The organism is Cellvibrio japonicus Ueda107, assembly GCF_000019225.1.
Classification (GTDB): domain Bacteria; phylum Pseudomonadota; class Gammaproteobacteria; order Pseudomonadales; family Cellvibrionaceae; genus Cellvibrio; species Cellvibrio japonicus.
Window position 1 is genome coordinate 3000535 of the sequence record NC_010995.1, and the last position, 15935, is coordinate 3016469.

At 52.7% G+C, this 15935-nt stretch carries 13 protein-coding genes; 5 read left to right on the plus strand and 8 right to left on the minus strand.

Annotated elements, in window-relative coordinates; genetic code table 11:
- Positions 1-271 precede the first annotated feature (271 nt).
- From aat to infA, 3 genes are all read left to right on the plus strand, one after another.
- The gene (gene aat, locus CJA_RS12385) at positions 272-979 is read left to right on the plus strand and encodes a leucyl/phenylalanyl-tRNA--protein transferase (RefSeq protein WP_012488161.1); all 708 of its coding nucleotides are present in this window, start codon (positions 272-274) and stop codon (positions 977-979) included.
- Between the two features lie 24 nt (positions 980-1003).
- Entirely contained in the window at positions 1004-1711 is a 708-nt protein-coding gene (locus tag CJA_RS12390; RefSeq protein ID WP_012488162.1) for an arginyltransferase, read from the plus strand.
- Between the two features lie 137 nt (positions 1712-1848).
- The gene (infA, locus tag CJA_RS12395) at positions 1849-2067 is read left to right on the plus strand and encodes a translation initiation factor IF-1 (RefSeq protein ID WP_012488163.1); all 219 of its coding nucleotides are present in this window, start codon (positions 1849-1851) and stop codon (positions 2065-2067) included.
- Between the two features lie 68 nt (positions 2068-2135).
- Here the strand turns inward: infA and clpA are convergent, their stop codons facing one another.
- Together clpA and clpS are read right to left on the minus strand one after the other, a co-directional pair.
- On the minus strand, positions 2136-4433 hold the full coding sequence (clpA, locus tag CJA_RS12400) for an ATP-dependent Clp protease ATP-binding subunit ClpA (RefSeq protein WP_012488164.1): 2298 nt from the start codon (positions 4431-4433) through the stop codon (positions 2136-2138).
- A gap of 48 nt (positions 4434-4481) precedes the next feature.
- Positions 4482-4859, minus strand: a complete 378-nt coding sequence (clpS, locus tag CJA_RS12405) for an ATP-dependent Clp protease adapter ClpS (protein ID WP_012488165.1) — start codon at positions 4857-4859, stop codon at positions 4482-4484.
- 267 nt (positions 4860-5126) lie between these two features.
- On the opposite strand from clpS, the gene cspD reads away from it, so the two are divergent.
- A complete protein-coding gene (gene cspD / locus CJA_RS12410; protein WP_049765459.1) occupies positions 5127-5381 on the plus strand; it encodes a cold shock domain-containing protein CspD in 255 nt (84 codons plus the stop codon).
- Between the two features lie 264 nt (positions 5382-5645).
- Here the strand turns inward: cspD and CJA_RS12415 are convergent, their stop codons facing one another.
- Positions 5646-7871 (minus strand): NADP-dependent isocitrate dehydrogenase, encoded by a 2226-nt coding sequence (locus CJA_RS12415; RefSeq protein WP_012488167.1) that lies wholly within the window; start codon positions 7869-7871, stop codon positions 5646-5648.
- A gap of 210 nt (positions 7872-8081) precedes the next feature.
- Here CJA_RS12415 and CJA_RS12420 point away from each other — a divergent pair, with 210 nt between their 5' ends.
- Entirely contained in the window at positions 8082-8843 is a 762-nt protein-coding gene (locus CJA_RS12420) for a pseudouridine synthase (protein ID WP_041551504.1), read from the plus strand.
- 46 nt (positions 8844-8889) lie between these two features.
- On the opposite strand, the gene CJA_RS12425 is transcribed toward CJA_RS12420, so the two are convergent.
- The 5 genes from CJA_RS12425 to cysM form a co-directional block, all read right to left on the minus strand.
- The gene (locus tag CJA_RS12425) at positions 8890-10146 is read right to left on the minus strand and encodes an HD-GYP domain-containing protein (RefSeq protein WP_012488169.1); all 1257 of its coding nucleotides are present in this window, start codon (positions 10144-10146) and stop codon (positions 8890-8892) included.
- Between the two features lie 132 nt (positions 10147-10278).
- Complete coding sequence (gene mazG, locus CJA_RS12430; RefSeq protein WP_041551506.1) at positions 10279-11082, minus strand: nucleoside triphosphate pyrophosphohydrolase; 804 nt, start codon at positions 11080-11082, stop codon at positions 10279-10281.
- A gap of 3 nt (positions 11083-11085) precedes the next feature.
- Entirely contained in the window at positions 11086-13332 is a 2247-nt protein-coding gene (gene relA, locus CJA_RS12435; RefSeq protein WP_012488171.1) for a GTP diphosphokinase, read from the minus strand.
- Positions 13333-13424: 92 nt separating this feature from the next.
- Positions 13425-14882: a 23S rRNA (uracil(1939)-C(5))-methyltransferase RlmD gene (gene rlmD, locus CJA_RS12440; RefSeq protein ID WP_012488172.1), complete on the minus strand. Its 1458-nt coding sequence runs from the start codon at positions 14880-14882 to the stop codon at positions 13425-13427.
- Between the two features lie 38 nt (positions 14883-14920).
- Positions 14921-15811 carry a cysteine synthase CysM gene (cysM, locus tag CJA_RS12445; protein ID WP_012488173.1) on the minus strand — a complete coding sequence of 297 codons (891 nt, stop codon included), beginning with the start codon at positions 15809-15811 and terminating at the stop codon, positions 14921-14923.
- Between the last annotated feature and the right edge of the window lie 124 nt (positions 15812-15935).

Here is a 15935-nt window from a genome sequence, read left to right on the forward strand (position 1 = left end):
TTTGTATTCCTTGTTGGCATAAATAATTGCCAACTTTCTTACTTTTTTGTTGCATCCAAATAAATACACTCAAAAAGCGCGCCAAGAATGAAACCCTATCAATAAAAACCTTATCCCCTATTTTTTATAGCAGAATTCGCGCTAGACTTGCTTACTTAAACGAATCAGTTAGCAATCTCCGATCAATAGCCTGCCTTTATTTTTCACGGTAAGCACAGGTCATTTTTACACCCATCTGAGACCTATCGACAAGCCTAAAATATCCCTGCTTATGATCCCTTGGTTATCCCCTTATTCTCTTGAGTTTCCCGATGTGCGCCTGGCATTGGATGAACCTAATGGGTTGTTGGCACTCGGGGGGGACTTATCTCCTGAACGCCTGGTGTCTGCCTATCAACGCGGTATATTTCCCTGGTTTAACCCGGGAGACCCTATCCTGTGGTGGAGCCCCCACCCTCGCACCGTTGTTTTCCCCCATCAACACCATGTTTCCCGCAGTCTGCGCAAAACCTTACGCAAAGGCATTTACCGGGTTACCTTTGACCATTGCTTCGCCCAAGTGATGCGTGCATGTGCGGCACCCCGAGCCTATGCAAATGGCACCTGGATCAGCGAACAAATGATCTCCAGTTATACCCGTTTGCATGAGCAGGGCTACGCCCATTCGGTAGAGGTATGGCAGGATGAAAACCTGGTGGGAGGGTTATACGGGTTGTCTTTGGGCAAGATTTTTTTCGGTGAATCCATGTTCAGCCGGGCAGACAATGCCTCCAAGACAGGATTTGCCTACCTTGTTCGGCAGCTACAACAATGGGACTTTCGTCTGATTGATTGCCAGGTAGCCAGCGACCACCTTTTTACATTAGGTGCAGTGGAAATCAGTCGTGATGAATTTCAGAAAATGCTGGTACACTTTACAGAACAGCCCAGAGACTATCCTTTACACTGGCATGAAATCGATCCGGAAACCCGCTGGTAATTCCGAATCGCCTTCGAGGCAGCCATGAGCGACTTATCTACTCTCAAGTTGTTTGCAACCCAGCCGCACCCTTGTAGCTATCTGGACAAGCAGGAGGCTACCACACTGTTTGTGGACCCCGAAGCAAGGGTGGACAAAACACTCTATACCCAGCTATCCCAACTGGGCTTTCGCCGCAGTGGCGCACATCTTTATCGCCCCCAATGTTTGCGCTGCCAGGCTTGTGTCTCTTGCCGGATACCGGTCAATTTGTTCAAACCCACCCGCAACCAACGCCGCTGCTGGCAAAAAAACCAGGATCTCACCCTGCACCTGGTGAGCACCATTAAAACCCCCGAGCACTACCAGCTTTACACTCGCTATATTGAAGAGCGCCATCGCGATGGCGATATGTTCCCGCCATCGGAAGACCAGTACAACGCCTTCCTGACCAGTGAATGGAACCTTACCCAGTACATAGAGCTGCGTCATGATGGACAGCTGATTGGCCTTTCTGTGTGCGATCAGCTAGGGGATGGCCTATCGGCGGTATACACCTTCTATGACCCACGCGAAGAGTCCCGTAGCCTGGGGAAATTTGCCATATTGGCGCAGATCGAAAAGGCCCGCGGCCTTGGCCTTGACTATCTCTACCTGGGATATTGGATCAAGGAATGTGACAAGATGAGCTATAAAATCCAGTATCGACCATTGGACCTACTGGTGAATCGTCGCTGGATGCGCCTTAACTAGTTAAAACCTCACGTAATTTCCCGTTTTCTTGCCCCTTCCCCTTGGCTAGGCTGGTTAATTAAGGCACAATTCGCACCTATTTTTTCTAGCCCTCCCCATAACCGGGGACATTACCTAAAAACCGAGGAAAAAGCCGCATGGCGAAAGACGATTGCATTGAATTTGATGGTGAAGTAATCGACACCCTGCCCAATACCACTTTCCGCGTCAAACTGGAAAATGGCCATGTTGTGATTGCTCACATCTCTGGAAAAATGCGCAAAAACTACATTCGTATCCTTACCGGCGACAAGGTCAAAGTGGAAATGACCCCTTATGATTTGACCAAGGGGCGTATCACCTATCGCGCCCGCTAATTCAATCGGGTATCAGAAACAAAAAAAGCCGCACTGAGCGGCTTTTTTTGTGGGACCTTGATCAAAAATCACGCAGGCTGAGCCTGTTTTGCCTTAATAAGGATACTGAGCTTGTCTTCCACCGGATCCAGATCCACATCAACAATACCGCCACCTTGGGATAAAGAGCCGAAAAGGATCTCTTCTGCCAATGGTTTCTTCAGCTTGTCCTGGATAAGTCGCGCCATTGGACGAGCCCCCATTTTTACATCGTAGCCATGGATTGCCAGCCATTGGCGGGCGTCCTCGGATATCTCCAGGGTTACATGCTTATCATCCAACTGGGTTTGTAACTCCATCAGGAATTTATCAACCACTGTTTTGATAGTCTCCAGGGCCAAAGGCGCAAATTGGATAATCGCATCCAGTCGGTTACGGAACTCCGGCGTAAACATCTTTTTGATGGCTTCCATTCCATCCGTGGTATGGTCCTGATGAGTAAAGCCAATGGATGCCCGACTCATCACTTCAGCCCCCGCATTGGTGGTCATAACCAGAATCACATTGCGGAAATCCGCTTTGCGCCCGTTATTGTCAGTCAGTGTACCGTGATCCATTACCTGCAATAACAGGTTAAACACTTCTGGATGTGCCTTCTCTATTTCATCCAGCAGCAATACACAATGAGGCTGTTTAGTGATGGCATCCGTCAGCAAGCCGCCCTGATCAAATCCAACATAACCTGGAGGGGCACCAATTAAACGGGAAACGGTATGGCGCTCCATGTATTCAGACATATCAAAGCGCACCAGATCTATCGCCATGCACTTTGCCAACTGGCGGCACACCTCGGTTTTACCCACACCGGTAGGCCCCGCAAACAGGAATGAACCTATTGGCTTTTCTATCGAATTCAGACCCGCACGCGACAATTTAATGGCTGTGGCAAGCGTTTCAATTGCCTCATCCTGACCAAACACAGTTAACTTCAAATTCTGATCCAGCTTACGTAACAATTCTTTATCAGAAGATGAAACATTTTTAGGCGGAATACGGGCAATTTTGGCCACCACATTTTCCACATCACCGACACCAATGGTCTTTTTACGCTTACTGGGAGCCTGCAATTGCTGATATGCGCCTGCCTCATCAATGACATCAATGGCCTTATCCGGCAGGAATCTGTCATTGATATAACGCTCCGCCAACTCCGCAGCTGCACGCAGAGCTGCATCGGTATAACGCAGGTTGTGATGCTGCTCGAAACGGCTTTTGAGCCCCTTAAGAATTTGGTAGGTTTCTTCTACACTTGGCTCATTGACATCTACTTTCTGGAAGCGGCGGGACAGCGCACGGTCTTTATCAAAAATTCCACGAAACTCCTGGAACGTTGTAGACCCCATGCAACGGATTTCACCAGAGGACAGCAAAGGCTTGAGTAAATTGGAGGCATCCATCACACCACCAGAGGCCGCACCAGCGCCAATAATGGTGTGAATTTCGTCAATAAACAGTATGGAACTGCGCTGCTTTTTCAGCTCACTCAACAGGCTTTTAAAGCGCTTTTCAAAGTCGCCGCGGTATTTGGTTCCCGCCAGGAGTGCCCCCATATCCAGAGAATAAACCACACTATCGGATAAAGCCTCAGGCACATCCCCATCGACAATGCGCTTAGCCAGCCCCTCGGCAATTGCCGTTTTACCCACACCGGATTCACCTACCAACAACGGGTTATTTTTGCGGCGGCGAGATAAAATCTGGCATACCCGTTCCACTTCGAACTCGCGTCCTACCAAGGGATCAATACGCCCCTGCATGGCAGCCTCATTCAAATTGGTCGCAAAATTCTCCAGAGGACTCTGGCTATTGGACTCACTAGAACTTGACTCTTCCTCATGGCTCTCCTGGGGTGAAGAAGACTGATGGTGATCCTGGTGGTCACCATGACCTGCGACTTTATGAATACCATGGGTGATGTAATTCACTACATCAATACGGGCAATACTTTGTTGCTTCAGATAATAAACAGCCTGGCTTTCCTGCTCACTGAAAATAGCCACAAGGACATTGGCTCCGGTGACTTCTTGCTTGCCAGACGATTGCACATGGAAAACTGCACGTTGCAATACACGCTGAAATCCCAGGGTTGGCTGGGTTTCACGCTCGGTATCTGCTTCGGGAATCAATGGTGTTGTAGAGTCTACAAACTCAATCAGTTCTTTACGCAAGCCATTAAGATCTGCACCACAAGCGCGCAGCACGTTAGCAGCGGAGTCATTATCAAGGAGGGCGAGCAACAAGTGCTCCACGGTCATAAACTCGTGGCGTTTGGAACGTGCGCCTTTAAAAGCGAGGTTCAAGGTAACTTCAAGATCTTTACTTAGCATCGCACTACCCTCTTAACACTGGCTGGATCGCAAAACTACTCAGGGGAACTACTCTTTTTCCCCATCATCCACTGCTTCAATTTCACACAGCAGTGGATGCTGGTTTTCTCTGGAATATTGATTCACTTGCGCCGCTTTAGTTTCAGCAATATCCCGAGTATAGATGCCACACACCGCTTTGCCGTGAACATGTACTGTTAACATTACATGGGTGGCTTTTTCGCGCGTCATGGAGAAAAAGGTCTCCAAGATATGCACTACGAAATCCATGGGGGTGTAGTCATCATTTAACAAGACCACCTTGTACATTGACGGTCTTTTTAATTTAGGCTTTGCCGTTACAACAGCAAGGCCACCATCCGATTCGCCAGCAGAATCGTCGTTGTCTTTACCTAAGGTTAGTTGAAGGTTTACAAGATTGCCCATAGAGATTAAATGCGAATAAGAAAAGATTATTTAGCGGCAGACATTGTAACCTATCGTCATAACAGCCACTAATACGGATCAACGCTTGACTTTAGTTCAATTGTTGGATAAAAAACGACCCGATGCCGCACAAAAATGTAACATTTGTGCGCAAAAACAGAGCCCCGCTCTGTTGTCAGTCCAACACCCAAGGGTCAGGCAGTACTTGGGAACAATAATAATGAATGTGCCGTCATCCCGACAGCACGCGGACAGAAGGATCCCATTATGCCCACAGGCACAGTCAAATGGTTCAACAACGCCAAAGGTTACGGTTTTATCCTGGCAGATGAAGGTGGTGAGGATTTGTTTGCTCACTACTCTGCCATTAGCATGGATGGTTATAAAACCCTGAAAGCCGGCCAACAGGTCAGTTTTGAGATCACTCGCGGTGATAAAGGCTTGCATGCTATCAATATTGTGGCACCACAAAGCATTATCAAGCCCAGCAAAATACGCGATGCCCAGGTAACCACGGCTTAAATACTTTACTCGTTTTCTATCGCTTATAGCCTAATAACCATACCTGGCTCACGGAAAACGAACTGAGTTTCTCTAGCTTGCAACACCATAGCATCGAAGTACCTGTTGGTTTTCGGTTAATTTATGTGCTGCGAGACGTATACCAATGACCGGATATGTAGCCAATAACACTAAATATGTGGTTTTAAATTCCATTATTAACAAAAAAGGCCCCGGGATTTTGCCCCGGAGCCTTCTGTTACCACTGGCAGTTTATCTTAACAATCAAGCCAGGTTTGCCAGTGCTGCATTAAAGGTGGCACTGGGACGCATGGCTTTAGAGGTTTTATCCACATCAGTACGGTAGTACCCGCCCAGATCTACTGGCTTACCGGAGGCTGCCAGTAACTCGCCCACGATTTTCTGCTCATTGTCCACCAGGGTTTTGGCCAGAGGGGCAAAACGTGCCTTAAGCTCGGCATCGTCATTTTGCGCCGCCAGGGCTTCTGCCCAATAGGTGGCCAGGTAGAAGTGGCTGCCGCGGTTATCCAATTCGCCTGGAGCGCGGCCTGGTGACTTGTTGTTATCGAGGAACTTACCGTTGGCCTGGTCCAGGGTTTTGGCCAATACCTTGGCTTTAGTATTACCAGTGACATTGCCGTAATGATCCAGGGATTCGGCCAAGGCCAGGAATTCGCCCAGTGAGTCCCAGCGCAGGTGACCTTCTTCCACAAACTGTTGAACGTGCTTGGGCGCGGAGCCGCCGGCACCGGTTTCGAACAAACCGCCACCATTCATCAGTGGAACAATAGACAGCATCTTGGCCGAAGTACCCAGTTCCATAATGGGGAAGAGATCCGTCAGGTAATCGCGCAGTACATTACCGGTCACGGAGATAGTGTCTTTGCCAACACGGATGCGATCCAGGGAAAACTGGGTAGCCTCCTCCGGTGACAGGATGTGAATTTCCAGACCGCTGGTGTCATGGTCTTTCAGGTAGGTGTTGACCTTGGCGATCAATTGGGCATCGTGGGCGCGCTTGCTGTCCAGCCAGAAAACCGCCGGGGTGTTGGAGGCGCGGGCGCGGTTCACCGCCAGTTTTACCCAGTCGCGGATAGGCGCATCTTTCACCTGGCACATACGCCAGATATCACCTTCTTCCACGTTTTGCTCCAACAGCACCTTGCCGGAACTGTCGGTAACACGCACGACCCCGCTGGCAGGGATTTGGAAGGTTTTGTCGTGTGAGCCGTATTCTTCCGCCGCCTGGGCCATCAAGCCAACATTGGGCACGCTGCCCATGGTTTTGGGGTCAAAAGCACCGTTTTTCTTACAGTCGTCGATCACCACCTGATACACACCGGCGTAGCAGCGATCGGGGATACAAGCTTTGGTATCTTGCAACTTGCCCTGGGCATTCCACATTTTGCCTGAATCGCGAATCATGGCCGGCATGGAAGCATCTACGATCACGTCACTGGGCACGTGCAGGTTGGTGATGCCTTTATCGGAGTTCACCATGGCCAGCTGTGGGCGCTCAGCGTAGAGGGCTTTGATATCCGCCTCAATGTCCGCCTGCTGCTCGGCCGGCAGCGCTTTGATTTTGGCGTAAAGATCGCCAATACCGTTATTCACATCAACCTTCAAGGGCTCCAGCACAGCGGCGTGTTTCTCAAGCACAGGGGCGTAGAACACAGACACAAAGTGGCCGAACATAATCGGGTCAGATACCTTCATCATGGTGGCTTTCAGGTGTATTGACAGCAGCACGTCTTTAGCCTTGGCATCAACGATCTGCTCGGCAATATAAGTGCGCAGGGCATTTTTACTCATCACCGCCGCATCAATAATCTCGCCCGCCAGTACCTTGGTTGACTCTTTCAATACTTTGCTGTTGCCATCAGTCGTAACCAGCTCAATTTTTACACTGCCCGCGTCGCTGATCAGTGCAGATTTCTCGCTGCCATAAAAGTCATCGGCATTCATATGTGCTACGTGGGACTTGGAGTCTGCCGACCAGGCACCCATTTTATGCGGGTTCTTGCGCGCATAGTTTTTCACCGACAGCGGCGCACGGCGATCGGAGTTGCCCTCGCGCAATACCGGGTTTACCGCACTGCCTTTTACTTTGTCGTAGCGGGACTTGATGGATTTTTCTTCATCACTGGCGGGGCTTTCGGGATAGTCAGGCAGTTTATAACCCTGGGATTGCAGCTCTTTGATTGCTGCTTTTAACTGGGGAATCGAGGCGCTGATGTTGGGCAGCTTGATGATATTGGCCTCGGGAGTTGTCGCCAGTTGGCCCAGCTCGGCCAGGTGATCGCCAATACGCTGGTCTTCGCTCAGGTATTCGGGGAAAAGCGCAATAATGCGGCCAGCCAGGGAGATGTCTCGCGTTTCGATGTTAACGCCGGAGGATTGGGTAAAGGCTTGAACAATGGGGAGTAAAGAGTAAGTCGCTAAGGCAGGGGCTTCGTCAGTTTGGGTATAGATAATCTTGGAATCGGTCATTTTTTACGTTTACTCCGTTATGCGGGCGGCTAGAGCAGAGGAGCCCGCCAACGAAAAACGCCGACACGGCAGCCTCGTACAGAAAGGATGGCCCAAGGGCCAAAAAAATCGCGCGCAGTATAACAGTGCTGTAAACTTTTCGCATTCCCGGGCCTGTTAGGGCTCGGACGTTTTGGAACCATTAACCTGTTGTGAGTGATTGACCCGGCGATGGCTACACTGATTCTGTTCAATAAACCCTATGGTGTTTTGTCGCAATTTACCGCCAAAGAGGAGCGCCCCACCCTGGCGCAGTACATCCGCATCCCCAATGTGTATCCCGCAGGCAGGCTGGATCACGACTCCGAAGGCCTGCTGCTGCTCACCGATGATGGCGATTTGCAGCACCTTATCTCGCACCCTGCCCACAAACAGCCTAAAACCTATTGGGTACAGGTGGAAGGGGCACCCAACAGCTATGCCCTGACCAAATTGCGCCAGGGGGTGGAACTGAATGATGGGATGACACAGCCCGCCGAAGTGCGTTTGATCCCCGCGCCCAAGCTCTGGGAGCGGAAGCCCCCTATCCGCGAACGGGCCAATATTCCGACACAATGGCTGGAGATAGTGATTACCGAAGGGCGCAACCGCCAGGTTCGTCGTATGACGGCAGCTGTTGGCCATCCCACCCTTCGTCTGGTACGGGTGAAAATTGGCCCCTGGACACTGGAAGGTATAGAACCGGGTAAATACCGGACTGAAACGGTGCATGCCCCCAAAATGGGCAATACCACTAACCGTCGGCCATCCGGAAGTCGCCCATCAGGGGCAAAAACCGGCGTGCCCCACAAGACACCTCATCCCAAGGCAACGCAAGAGCGGGCTCATGCGGGACCGAGAGGCAAACCGGCAGCGCCCAAAAGTACAGCGGCAAAGCCGGCGAAAACCCTGGTGCTCCAAAAGCCCAAGCCCCGGATTCCCCCCCAGTCCTGATCTGCGGTCGGGCGGCCAATACGGGATGGTATAGGCCGGATCTCACTCAGTACCTGAAAACCAGGCCTTTTTCACGATACTCGCGAATAAAAATCCCGTGGCTGCCATCGCGTAGCGCCCGCTTGATCAGGTAGGTTTTATCGAGCTTGCGCTGCTCAACCTCCTCCAGGCTGATAACCTGTTCCTTCTCAAGCGGTTTGATGAGATCCATCACCACAATGATTTTGGGCAAATGCCGGAAACGATTATTGGTTTCCAGCACAATCCCGATCAGGCCATTAACCAGCTCCACGAGGCTGCCTGGCGGATAGAGCCCGACACACTTGATAAATTCCAATGCCAACCGCTCATCAAAGTGCGAACCGCGATCCTGGAAAATGCGTTTAAGAGCATCCGTACTGGGAATCGCACGCGAATAGCAGCGATCGGCAGTCATAGCATCATAAGCATCGACAATTGAGATAATACGTGCGTAATCCGATATCCCCGAGGCCTTCAGCTTGCGCGGATAACCTTCACCATCGACTCGCTCGTGATGGCTGTAGGCAACATCGACCGCCACATTGGGTACGCCTGGGGAAGACATCAGCAGATTGCGGCCATGGGTGGCATGTGCCCGCACCATGTTGAATTCTTTTTCAGACAGGGGCTCCACCTTATTGAGCAGTTCCTGGGGCACTCGCATTTTGCCAACATCGTGCAGCAGCCCACACAGCCCCAATTTTTCCAGCTCGGATTCATTCATTCCCAGGTGGCGTCCAAAGGCAACCGCCAGAATGCACACATTCAAGCAGTGTTCGGAAGTGTATTCGTCCTCGTTGCGCATACGCGCCATCCACAAAAGCGCATCGGGGTTGCGCAACACACTGTGCACGCAATCCTTGACGGTAGCTTTGGCGGCCTCGGTGTTTATCACTCCGCCAAAACGCGCATCATCCAGCAGGCTCTTGGTCAGGCGACGGGCTTCGCGATATACCCCCAGCGCCGCGCGGTGCTCCTGTTGGGCATCGACTTTATTGACGTAACTTTTTGCTTTAGCGATGGGAGAGCCGGAGACGGCCCGCGTTTCGGGGGGAACCCACTCTTCTTTAACCGCATCCACCCACACATATTCGGCGTATTCTGCCACCGTATCTATGTCGTCCAGGCTTTCGATCATAAAACCCTGCATCAGAAATGGCGTTTCCAGCCAATCCCGGTCGAGTTTGGACACAAACATGCCTATCTTGAGCTCGGATATATGAATTTTAATACTGCCTACTTTGGCATCCATATAACCTGCACGAACTTCACGGCTATCCAAGTGAACCTCTCAGAGAAGGTCATTATTGTTGTTATGTTCAGGGCAACTTATCTGGAGTCTAGCTCCGTTATACCTTGTTATACCAAGCCCATTAAGAATCTGCTAATAACTTTTTTTGCTGAAAAATGTGGATTAAAGCGCCTGCTTAGCCTCATCCCACAGACGGTTTAGCTCATCCATGCCGGCGTCTTCCATCGTCTTGCTCACGTTGGCTTCCATATAACCAAAGCGCGCCTCAAATTTTTGGTTGGCCCGCCGCAGTGCCTGCTCGGGGTCAAGCTTGAGAAAACGGCTGATATTGACCGCTGCAAACAACAAGTCCCCCAGTTCTTCCTCAATGGCGGCACGATCCCCTGCCTGGATAGCCTCTTCCACTTCCAGCAGCTCCTCCCGCACCTTGGCAATAGGCCCCTGGATATCCTCCCAATCGAATCCCACGACAGCAGCGCGCTTTTGCAATTTGGCAGCGCGACTCAGCGCGGGCAGGTTGAGCGGGACGTCGGCAAGTGCACCCTGTGCACCTTTTTCGGCACGCTCCTGTTGCTTGATGATCTCCCAGCGCGCCTTAACATCATCAGGTAAAGCATGGCGGCTATCGACACGACTGTGCAGGCTGCCATCGGGAAAGACGTGGGGGTGGCGGCGAATCAGTTTGGCAACCAGGCCGGAGACTATGCCATCAAAGGTAAAGCGCCCTTCTTCCCGGCCAATCTGGCTATAGAAAATAACCTGGAACAGCAAATCACCCAGCTCTTCTTTGAGATGGGCAAAATCTTCTTTTTCAATAGCGTCGACCACTTCGTAAGCTTCCTCCAGAGTGGAGGGCGCGATACTGGCGTAGTCCTGCTTGATATCCCAGGGACAACCGGATTGGGGATCGCGCAGGCGCGCCATCAGATAAAGCAGATCGTCAAGATGGTATTCGGTCACAAGCATTCCTTAAGCGTGTTTACGGCGTGCCGAGGCGATGTTCGGCAACTGGTTAAGCTTGGTCAGTACACGGCTGAGCTCAGCAAAACCGCGGATTTCCACCGTGACCAGCATATCCACGGTATTTTTGCGTTTATCCGACAGGGTTTGCATGGCGCTGATGTTGATGCGTTCACTATCGAGCAGCGTCGTAATATCTTTTAGCAGGCCATAACGGTCATAGGCTTCGATAATGATATCCACCGAGTAGGTACTCTGCGGCGTATTGCCCCACTCGACCTTGATAATGCGCTGGGGCTCGTCCGCCTGGAGCTGCAATATGTTGTTGCAATCCTGGCGATGGATAGAGACTCCCTTGCCCAGGGTGATGTAACCGGTAATCGCATCACCGGGAACCGGATTACAACAGTTGGCAATACTGGTGAGCAGGTTACCCACCCCCTCAATATAGAAATCCGAATCCTTTTTCCTGGCCGGTGATTTGGCCTTGAAAGGAATAAGCGGCTGTTGCGGATCGGCTTCATCCAACTGTTTCTGCGCGGCATTCAGCACCTGGCCAACACCGATATCGCTGGCACCGACAGCCGCATAGAGGTCGTCGAGGGTATTGAAACGCAGCTTTTTCGCCAGCTCTTCAAAATCGATATCCAGCAGCGCCAGGCGTTTGAATTCGCGATCGAGTAATGCCTGGCCTTCGGCAATATTCTGGTCGCGCGCCTGTTGCTTGAACCAATGCTGGATTTTGGCACGCGCCCGCGGCGTGTTCACATAACCCGATGCCGGGTTTAGCCAGTCGCGGCTGGGCGCCCCCAATTTGCCGGTAATAACTTCAACCTGGTCGGCATTATTCAGGTGATAGTTAAGCGGCACTATGCGGTTATTAACCTTGGCGCCGCGGCAGCGATGGCCGATATCCGTATGGATTTTGTAGGCAAAATCCAGGGGTGTGGACGAGCGCGGCAAATCGACGACATGCCCTTCCGGGGTAAAGACATAGATACGGTCCTCGTTCAGGCCGCCAATGTCGTCTTGCAAATGCTGGACATCGCCCCCCAGCTCCTCATGCCACTCAAGTACCTGGCGCAACCAGGAGATTTTTTGCTCGTAGGAGTCCCGCGTGTTTTTGGTATCCGTTCCCTTGTAACGCCAGTGAGCGCACACACCAAGCTCGGACTCTTCGTGCATTTCGCGGGTGCGGATCTGGATTTCCAGCACCTTGTTTTCCGGCCCCCAGACAGCCGTGTGCAGGGAGCGGTAGCCATTCTCTTTGGGAGAGGCGATGTAATCATCAAACTCGTGGGGAATATTGCGCCAGAGGCTGTGCACAATACCCAGTACGGCGTAGCAGTCACGCACAGTCGGCACCAGGATGCGCACCGCGCGAATGTCATAGACCTGGGAGAAAGGAATCCCCTTGCGCTGCATTTTCCGCCAGATACTGTAAATATGCTTGGCGCGCCCGGAGACTTCGCCATCAATCCCCGCCTTGTGCAACTCATTGCGCAGCAGGGCGAGCATGTTGTCGATATATTCCTGCCGCGCGAGACGGCGCTCATCGAGCAGTTTGGCAATGCGTTTGTATTCTTCCGGTTGCAGGTAGCGGAAAGACAGGTCTTCCAATTCCCACTTGATATGGCCAATGCCCAGGCGATGGGCAAGCGGCGCATAGATATCCGCGACCTCACGGGCTACCTGGCGACGGCGATCCGGGCTGGCATTTTTAACCGAGCGAATGGCACAGGTGCGCTCCGCCAGCTTGATCAGGGCTACGCGTACATCATCGACCATGGCCACCAGCATTTTGCGGATTTTCTCCGCCTGCTCCACGGCCTGGCTGCCCAGCACCCGCTCCTCACCCTCTTTGCGCTGGTAGCTGATGGCCGCCATGCGCAATACCCCTTTCACCAGCTTGGCGACAGTATCGCCAAAGTGCTTCTGGATTTCGGGTAAGGCCACCTTGTTTTCACGCACGGCACGGTAGAGCATGGCGGCGACCAGGGCATCCTGGTCCAATTGCAGGTCGGCAAGGATTTCGGCCATTTCCAGGCCGATACGGAAACAGGAGAAATCCTCTCCCCAGGAGTGATCATCATCATGGTGGATATCCACCAGGGAGAGACTGAGTTCAGCGGCGCGACGCAATTCAGCGCGAGTTGCATCGGTTTGTGCCTGCAGATGGTTAAGGCGGTCGATCCACGCCTCTATATCCACTTGCCCATCCGCCGCGATGGGGTGATCCTGTCTGACTTTAACCATAGTGATTGCCTTGCTTATTATGGTTGCCCCCAGCGCTGGAGAGGACGCGGAGACCGAGAGACTTGATGCTTAAGCCTGCTGTTGTACCAGCACTACTGCTTATACAAAAACAGCGCCATGGATTCCACATGGCTGGTGTGCGGGAACATATCCATCACTCCCAGGGCATCCAGTCCATAACCTGCCTCCGCCAAAAGCGCTGCGTCGCGAGCCAGGGTTGCCGGATTGCAGCTGACATAGACAATCCGCTGTGCGCTTAGTTGCCCTTTGCGACGCAAATCACGCAATTGGGTAACCAGCTCTTTTGCACCATCACGGGGCGGATCCAGCAAAATCGCACTGGCCTGGCTGCACAGTTGGCGCAGGCGGGGCGAATCCATCTGGCTGAGATCCGCCTTGAGGAACTCAAGGTTATCCAGTCCCAAACGAGTGGCATTAGCCTGCGCACGGGTCACCATGGGTTCAACCACTTCCAGCCCAATAACCCGGGCAACCCGCGACGCCATTGGCAGGGTGAAATTGCCCATCCCGCAAAAAAAATCCAATACCAGGTCATTAGTACCCGGAGCTAGCAATTCCAGTGCCTGTTGCACCATACGCCCGTTAACTGCCGGATTGACCTGGGTGAAATCCTGGGGGTGGAAATGCAGTGGCAACCCGGCCACATCCAATACCAGGTGCGGATCAACCGGGCTCCCTTCAAGGTCGGTCAAGCCCTGATTGCCATTCGGTTCCAACCACACCTGGCAGGATTCCCGCTGCGCCAATTCGGCAAGCGCTTGACGCTGGAGCGCAACCAGGGGCTTGGTATGGCGCACAATCACCGCAGGCCCCGACTGGGCGGCAACCAGCTCGATATGGGTGACGGCCTTGTTAGCGACACGGGCCTGCAACCACTGGCGTAAAGGCCCAATCAAACGATTCAATGCCGGCAGCAACACAGAACAGGATTCAATATTAGTCAGTGTTTTGCGTTGCTGCTGGCGAAATCCCAGAGTGACAGAGCTATCAGCCTCATACCAAACACCGAGGCGCGCACGGCTGCGATAGCCAAGGCTTTCACTGCGCAAAGGCGGCAGCACGCGCTTTGGCGTCAAACCGCCCCAGCGATGCACCTGTTCCAACACGACCTGTTGCTTCATCAACAACTGGGCTTCCGGCTTAAGGTGCTGTAACTGGCAGCCGCCGCAGGTCGCATAATGTGCGCAGGGCGGTTCAACCCGGTCGGGCGAAGCCAGGATGACATCCTCAACCCTGGCTTCGGCAAAACGGGGATGGTCCTCCAGCAAACGCGCCGTGACCGTCTCTCCGGCGATAGCGCCATCTACAAACAGGGTTTTGCCATCAAGGCTGGCCAAGCCGCGCCCGTCATGGCTGAAGCGATCGATCAATAATTCACCGAGGCGCTTGTTGCGCTGGAGTGGCTGGGGCTGCTCGCGGCGCGGCGCGGTAAGGCGCGGACTATCATCGCGTACATAGGGGTCGCGGCCAGCCCCCTTGCCATGAGGTACTGGCTTCTTGCCCAGAAAACCGGGCTTCTTGTAGGCCATAGGTGACTGCCTGTGAAATAGGGATAAGTAAGATGGAATTACTGGTTAAACAGACCGGAAGACAAGTAGCGGTCGCCGCGATCACAAATAATCACCACTATCACGGCATTTTCGACCTGTTCACCCAACTCAAGCGCTGCGGCTACGGCACCACCGGAGGAAACACCACAGAAGATGCCCTCCTGGCGCGCCAGATCGCGCATGGTGTCCTCCGCCAACGACTGGGGCATGTTGACAATGCCATCTACACGGTCGCGCTCATAGATTTTGGGAAGATAGGCTTCCGGCCAACGGCGGATGCCGGGAATCTGGGCACCTTCTGACGGCTGCAGTCCAATAATCTGGATAGCCGGGTTTTTCTCTTTCAGGAAACGGGAGGTACCCATGATGGTTCCCGTGGTTCCCATGGAGCTGACAAAATGGGTAATGGTGCCGTTTGTCTGCTGCCAAATCTCAGGGCCAGTGCCGGTGTAATGCGCGAGTGGATTGTCGGGATTACCAAACTGATCCAATACCTTGCCCTTGCCCTCCGCCTGCATACGCAGCGCCAGATCCCTTGCCCCCTCCATCCCCTGTTCGCGGGTCACCAGGATCAGCTCGGCACCATAAGCGGTCATGGCTGCCTTGCGTTCAGCGGTAGAGTTATCCGGCATAATCAGGATCATGCGATAACCTTTAATGGCAGCCACCATTGCCAGGGCAATACCCGTATTGCCACTGGTCGCCTCGATCAGGGTATCACCGGGTTTGATATCGCCGCGCAGCTCGGCGCGGGTAATCATCGACAGCGCCGGACGGTCTTTAACAGAGCCCGCTGGATTATTGCCCTCCAGCTTTACCAGAACCTGATTGCTGGTTTTACCCGGCAAACGCTGTAAACGCACCAGCGGGGTATTACCGACCACAGATTCAATTGTTGGGAACTCCATAAAAACCTCAGGTTTTGGTGGGTAATGCTGGCGGGAACCCCTGATTCGAACCAGCGATGACAGGTTGCGCTGCTTCGCGCGGGGCGGCTATTCTAACGCTGAAACCCCGGCGACGAAACTCATT

Bases quoted from the DNA above. Each gene is read 5' to 3' on its own strand.
- aat (WP_012488161.1), top strand. From the start codon at position 272: ATGATCCCTTGGTTATCCCCTTATTCTCTTGAGTTTCCCGATGTGCGC.
- CJA_RS12390 (WP_012488162.1), top strand. From the start codon at position 1,004: ATGAGCGACTTATCTACTCTCAAGTTGTTTGCAACCCAGCCGCACCCT.
- infA (WP_012488163.1), top strand. From the start codon at position 1,849: ATGGCGAAAGACGATTGCATTGAATTTGATGGTGAAGTAATCGACACC.
- clpA (WP_012488164.1), bottom strand. From the start codon at position 4,433: ATGCTAAGTAAAGATCTTGAAGTTACCTTGAACCTCGCTTTTAAAGGC.
- clpS (WP_012488165.1), bottom strand. From the start codon at position 4,859: ATGGGCAATCTTGTAAACCTTCAACTAACCTTAGGTAAAGACAACGAC.
- cspD (WP_049765459.1), top strand. From the start codon at position 5,127: ATGCCCACAGGCACAGTCAAATGGTTCAACAACGCCAAAGGTTACGGT.
- CJA_RS12415 (WP_012488167.1), bottom strand. From the start codon at position 7,871: ATGACCGATTCCAAGATTATCTATACCCAAACTGACGAAGCCCCTGCC.
- CJA_RS12420 (WP_041551504.1), top strand. From the start codon at position 8,082: ATGGCTACACTGATTCTGTTCAATAAACCCTATGGTGTTTTGTCGCAA.
- mazG (WP_041551506.1), bottom strand. From the start codon at position 11,082: ATGCTTGTGACCGAATACCATCTTGACGATCTGCTTTATCTGATGGCG.
- relA (WP_012488171.1), bottom strand. From the start codon at position 13,332: ATGGTTAAAGTCAGACAGGATCACCCCATCGCGGCGGATGGGCAAGTG.
- rlmD (WP_012488172.1), bottom strand. From the start codon at position 14,882: ATGGCCTACAAGAAGCCCGGTTTTCTGGGCAAGAAGCCAGTACCTCAT.
- cysM (WP_012488173.1), bottom strand. From the start codon at position 15,811: ATGGAGTTCCCAACAATTGAATCTGTGGTCGGTAATACCCCGCTGGTG.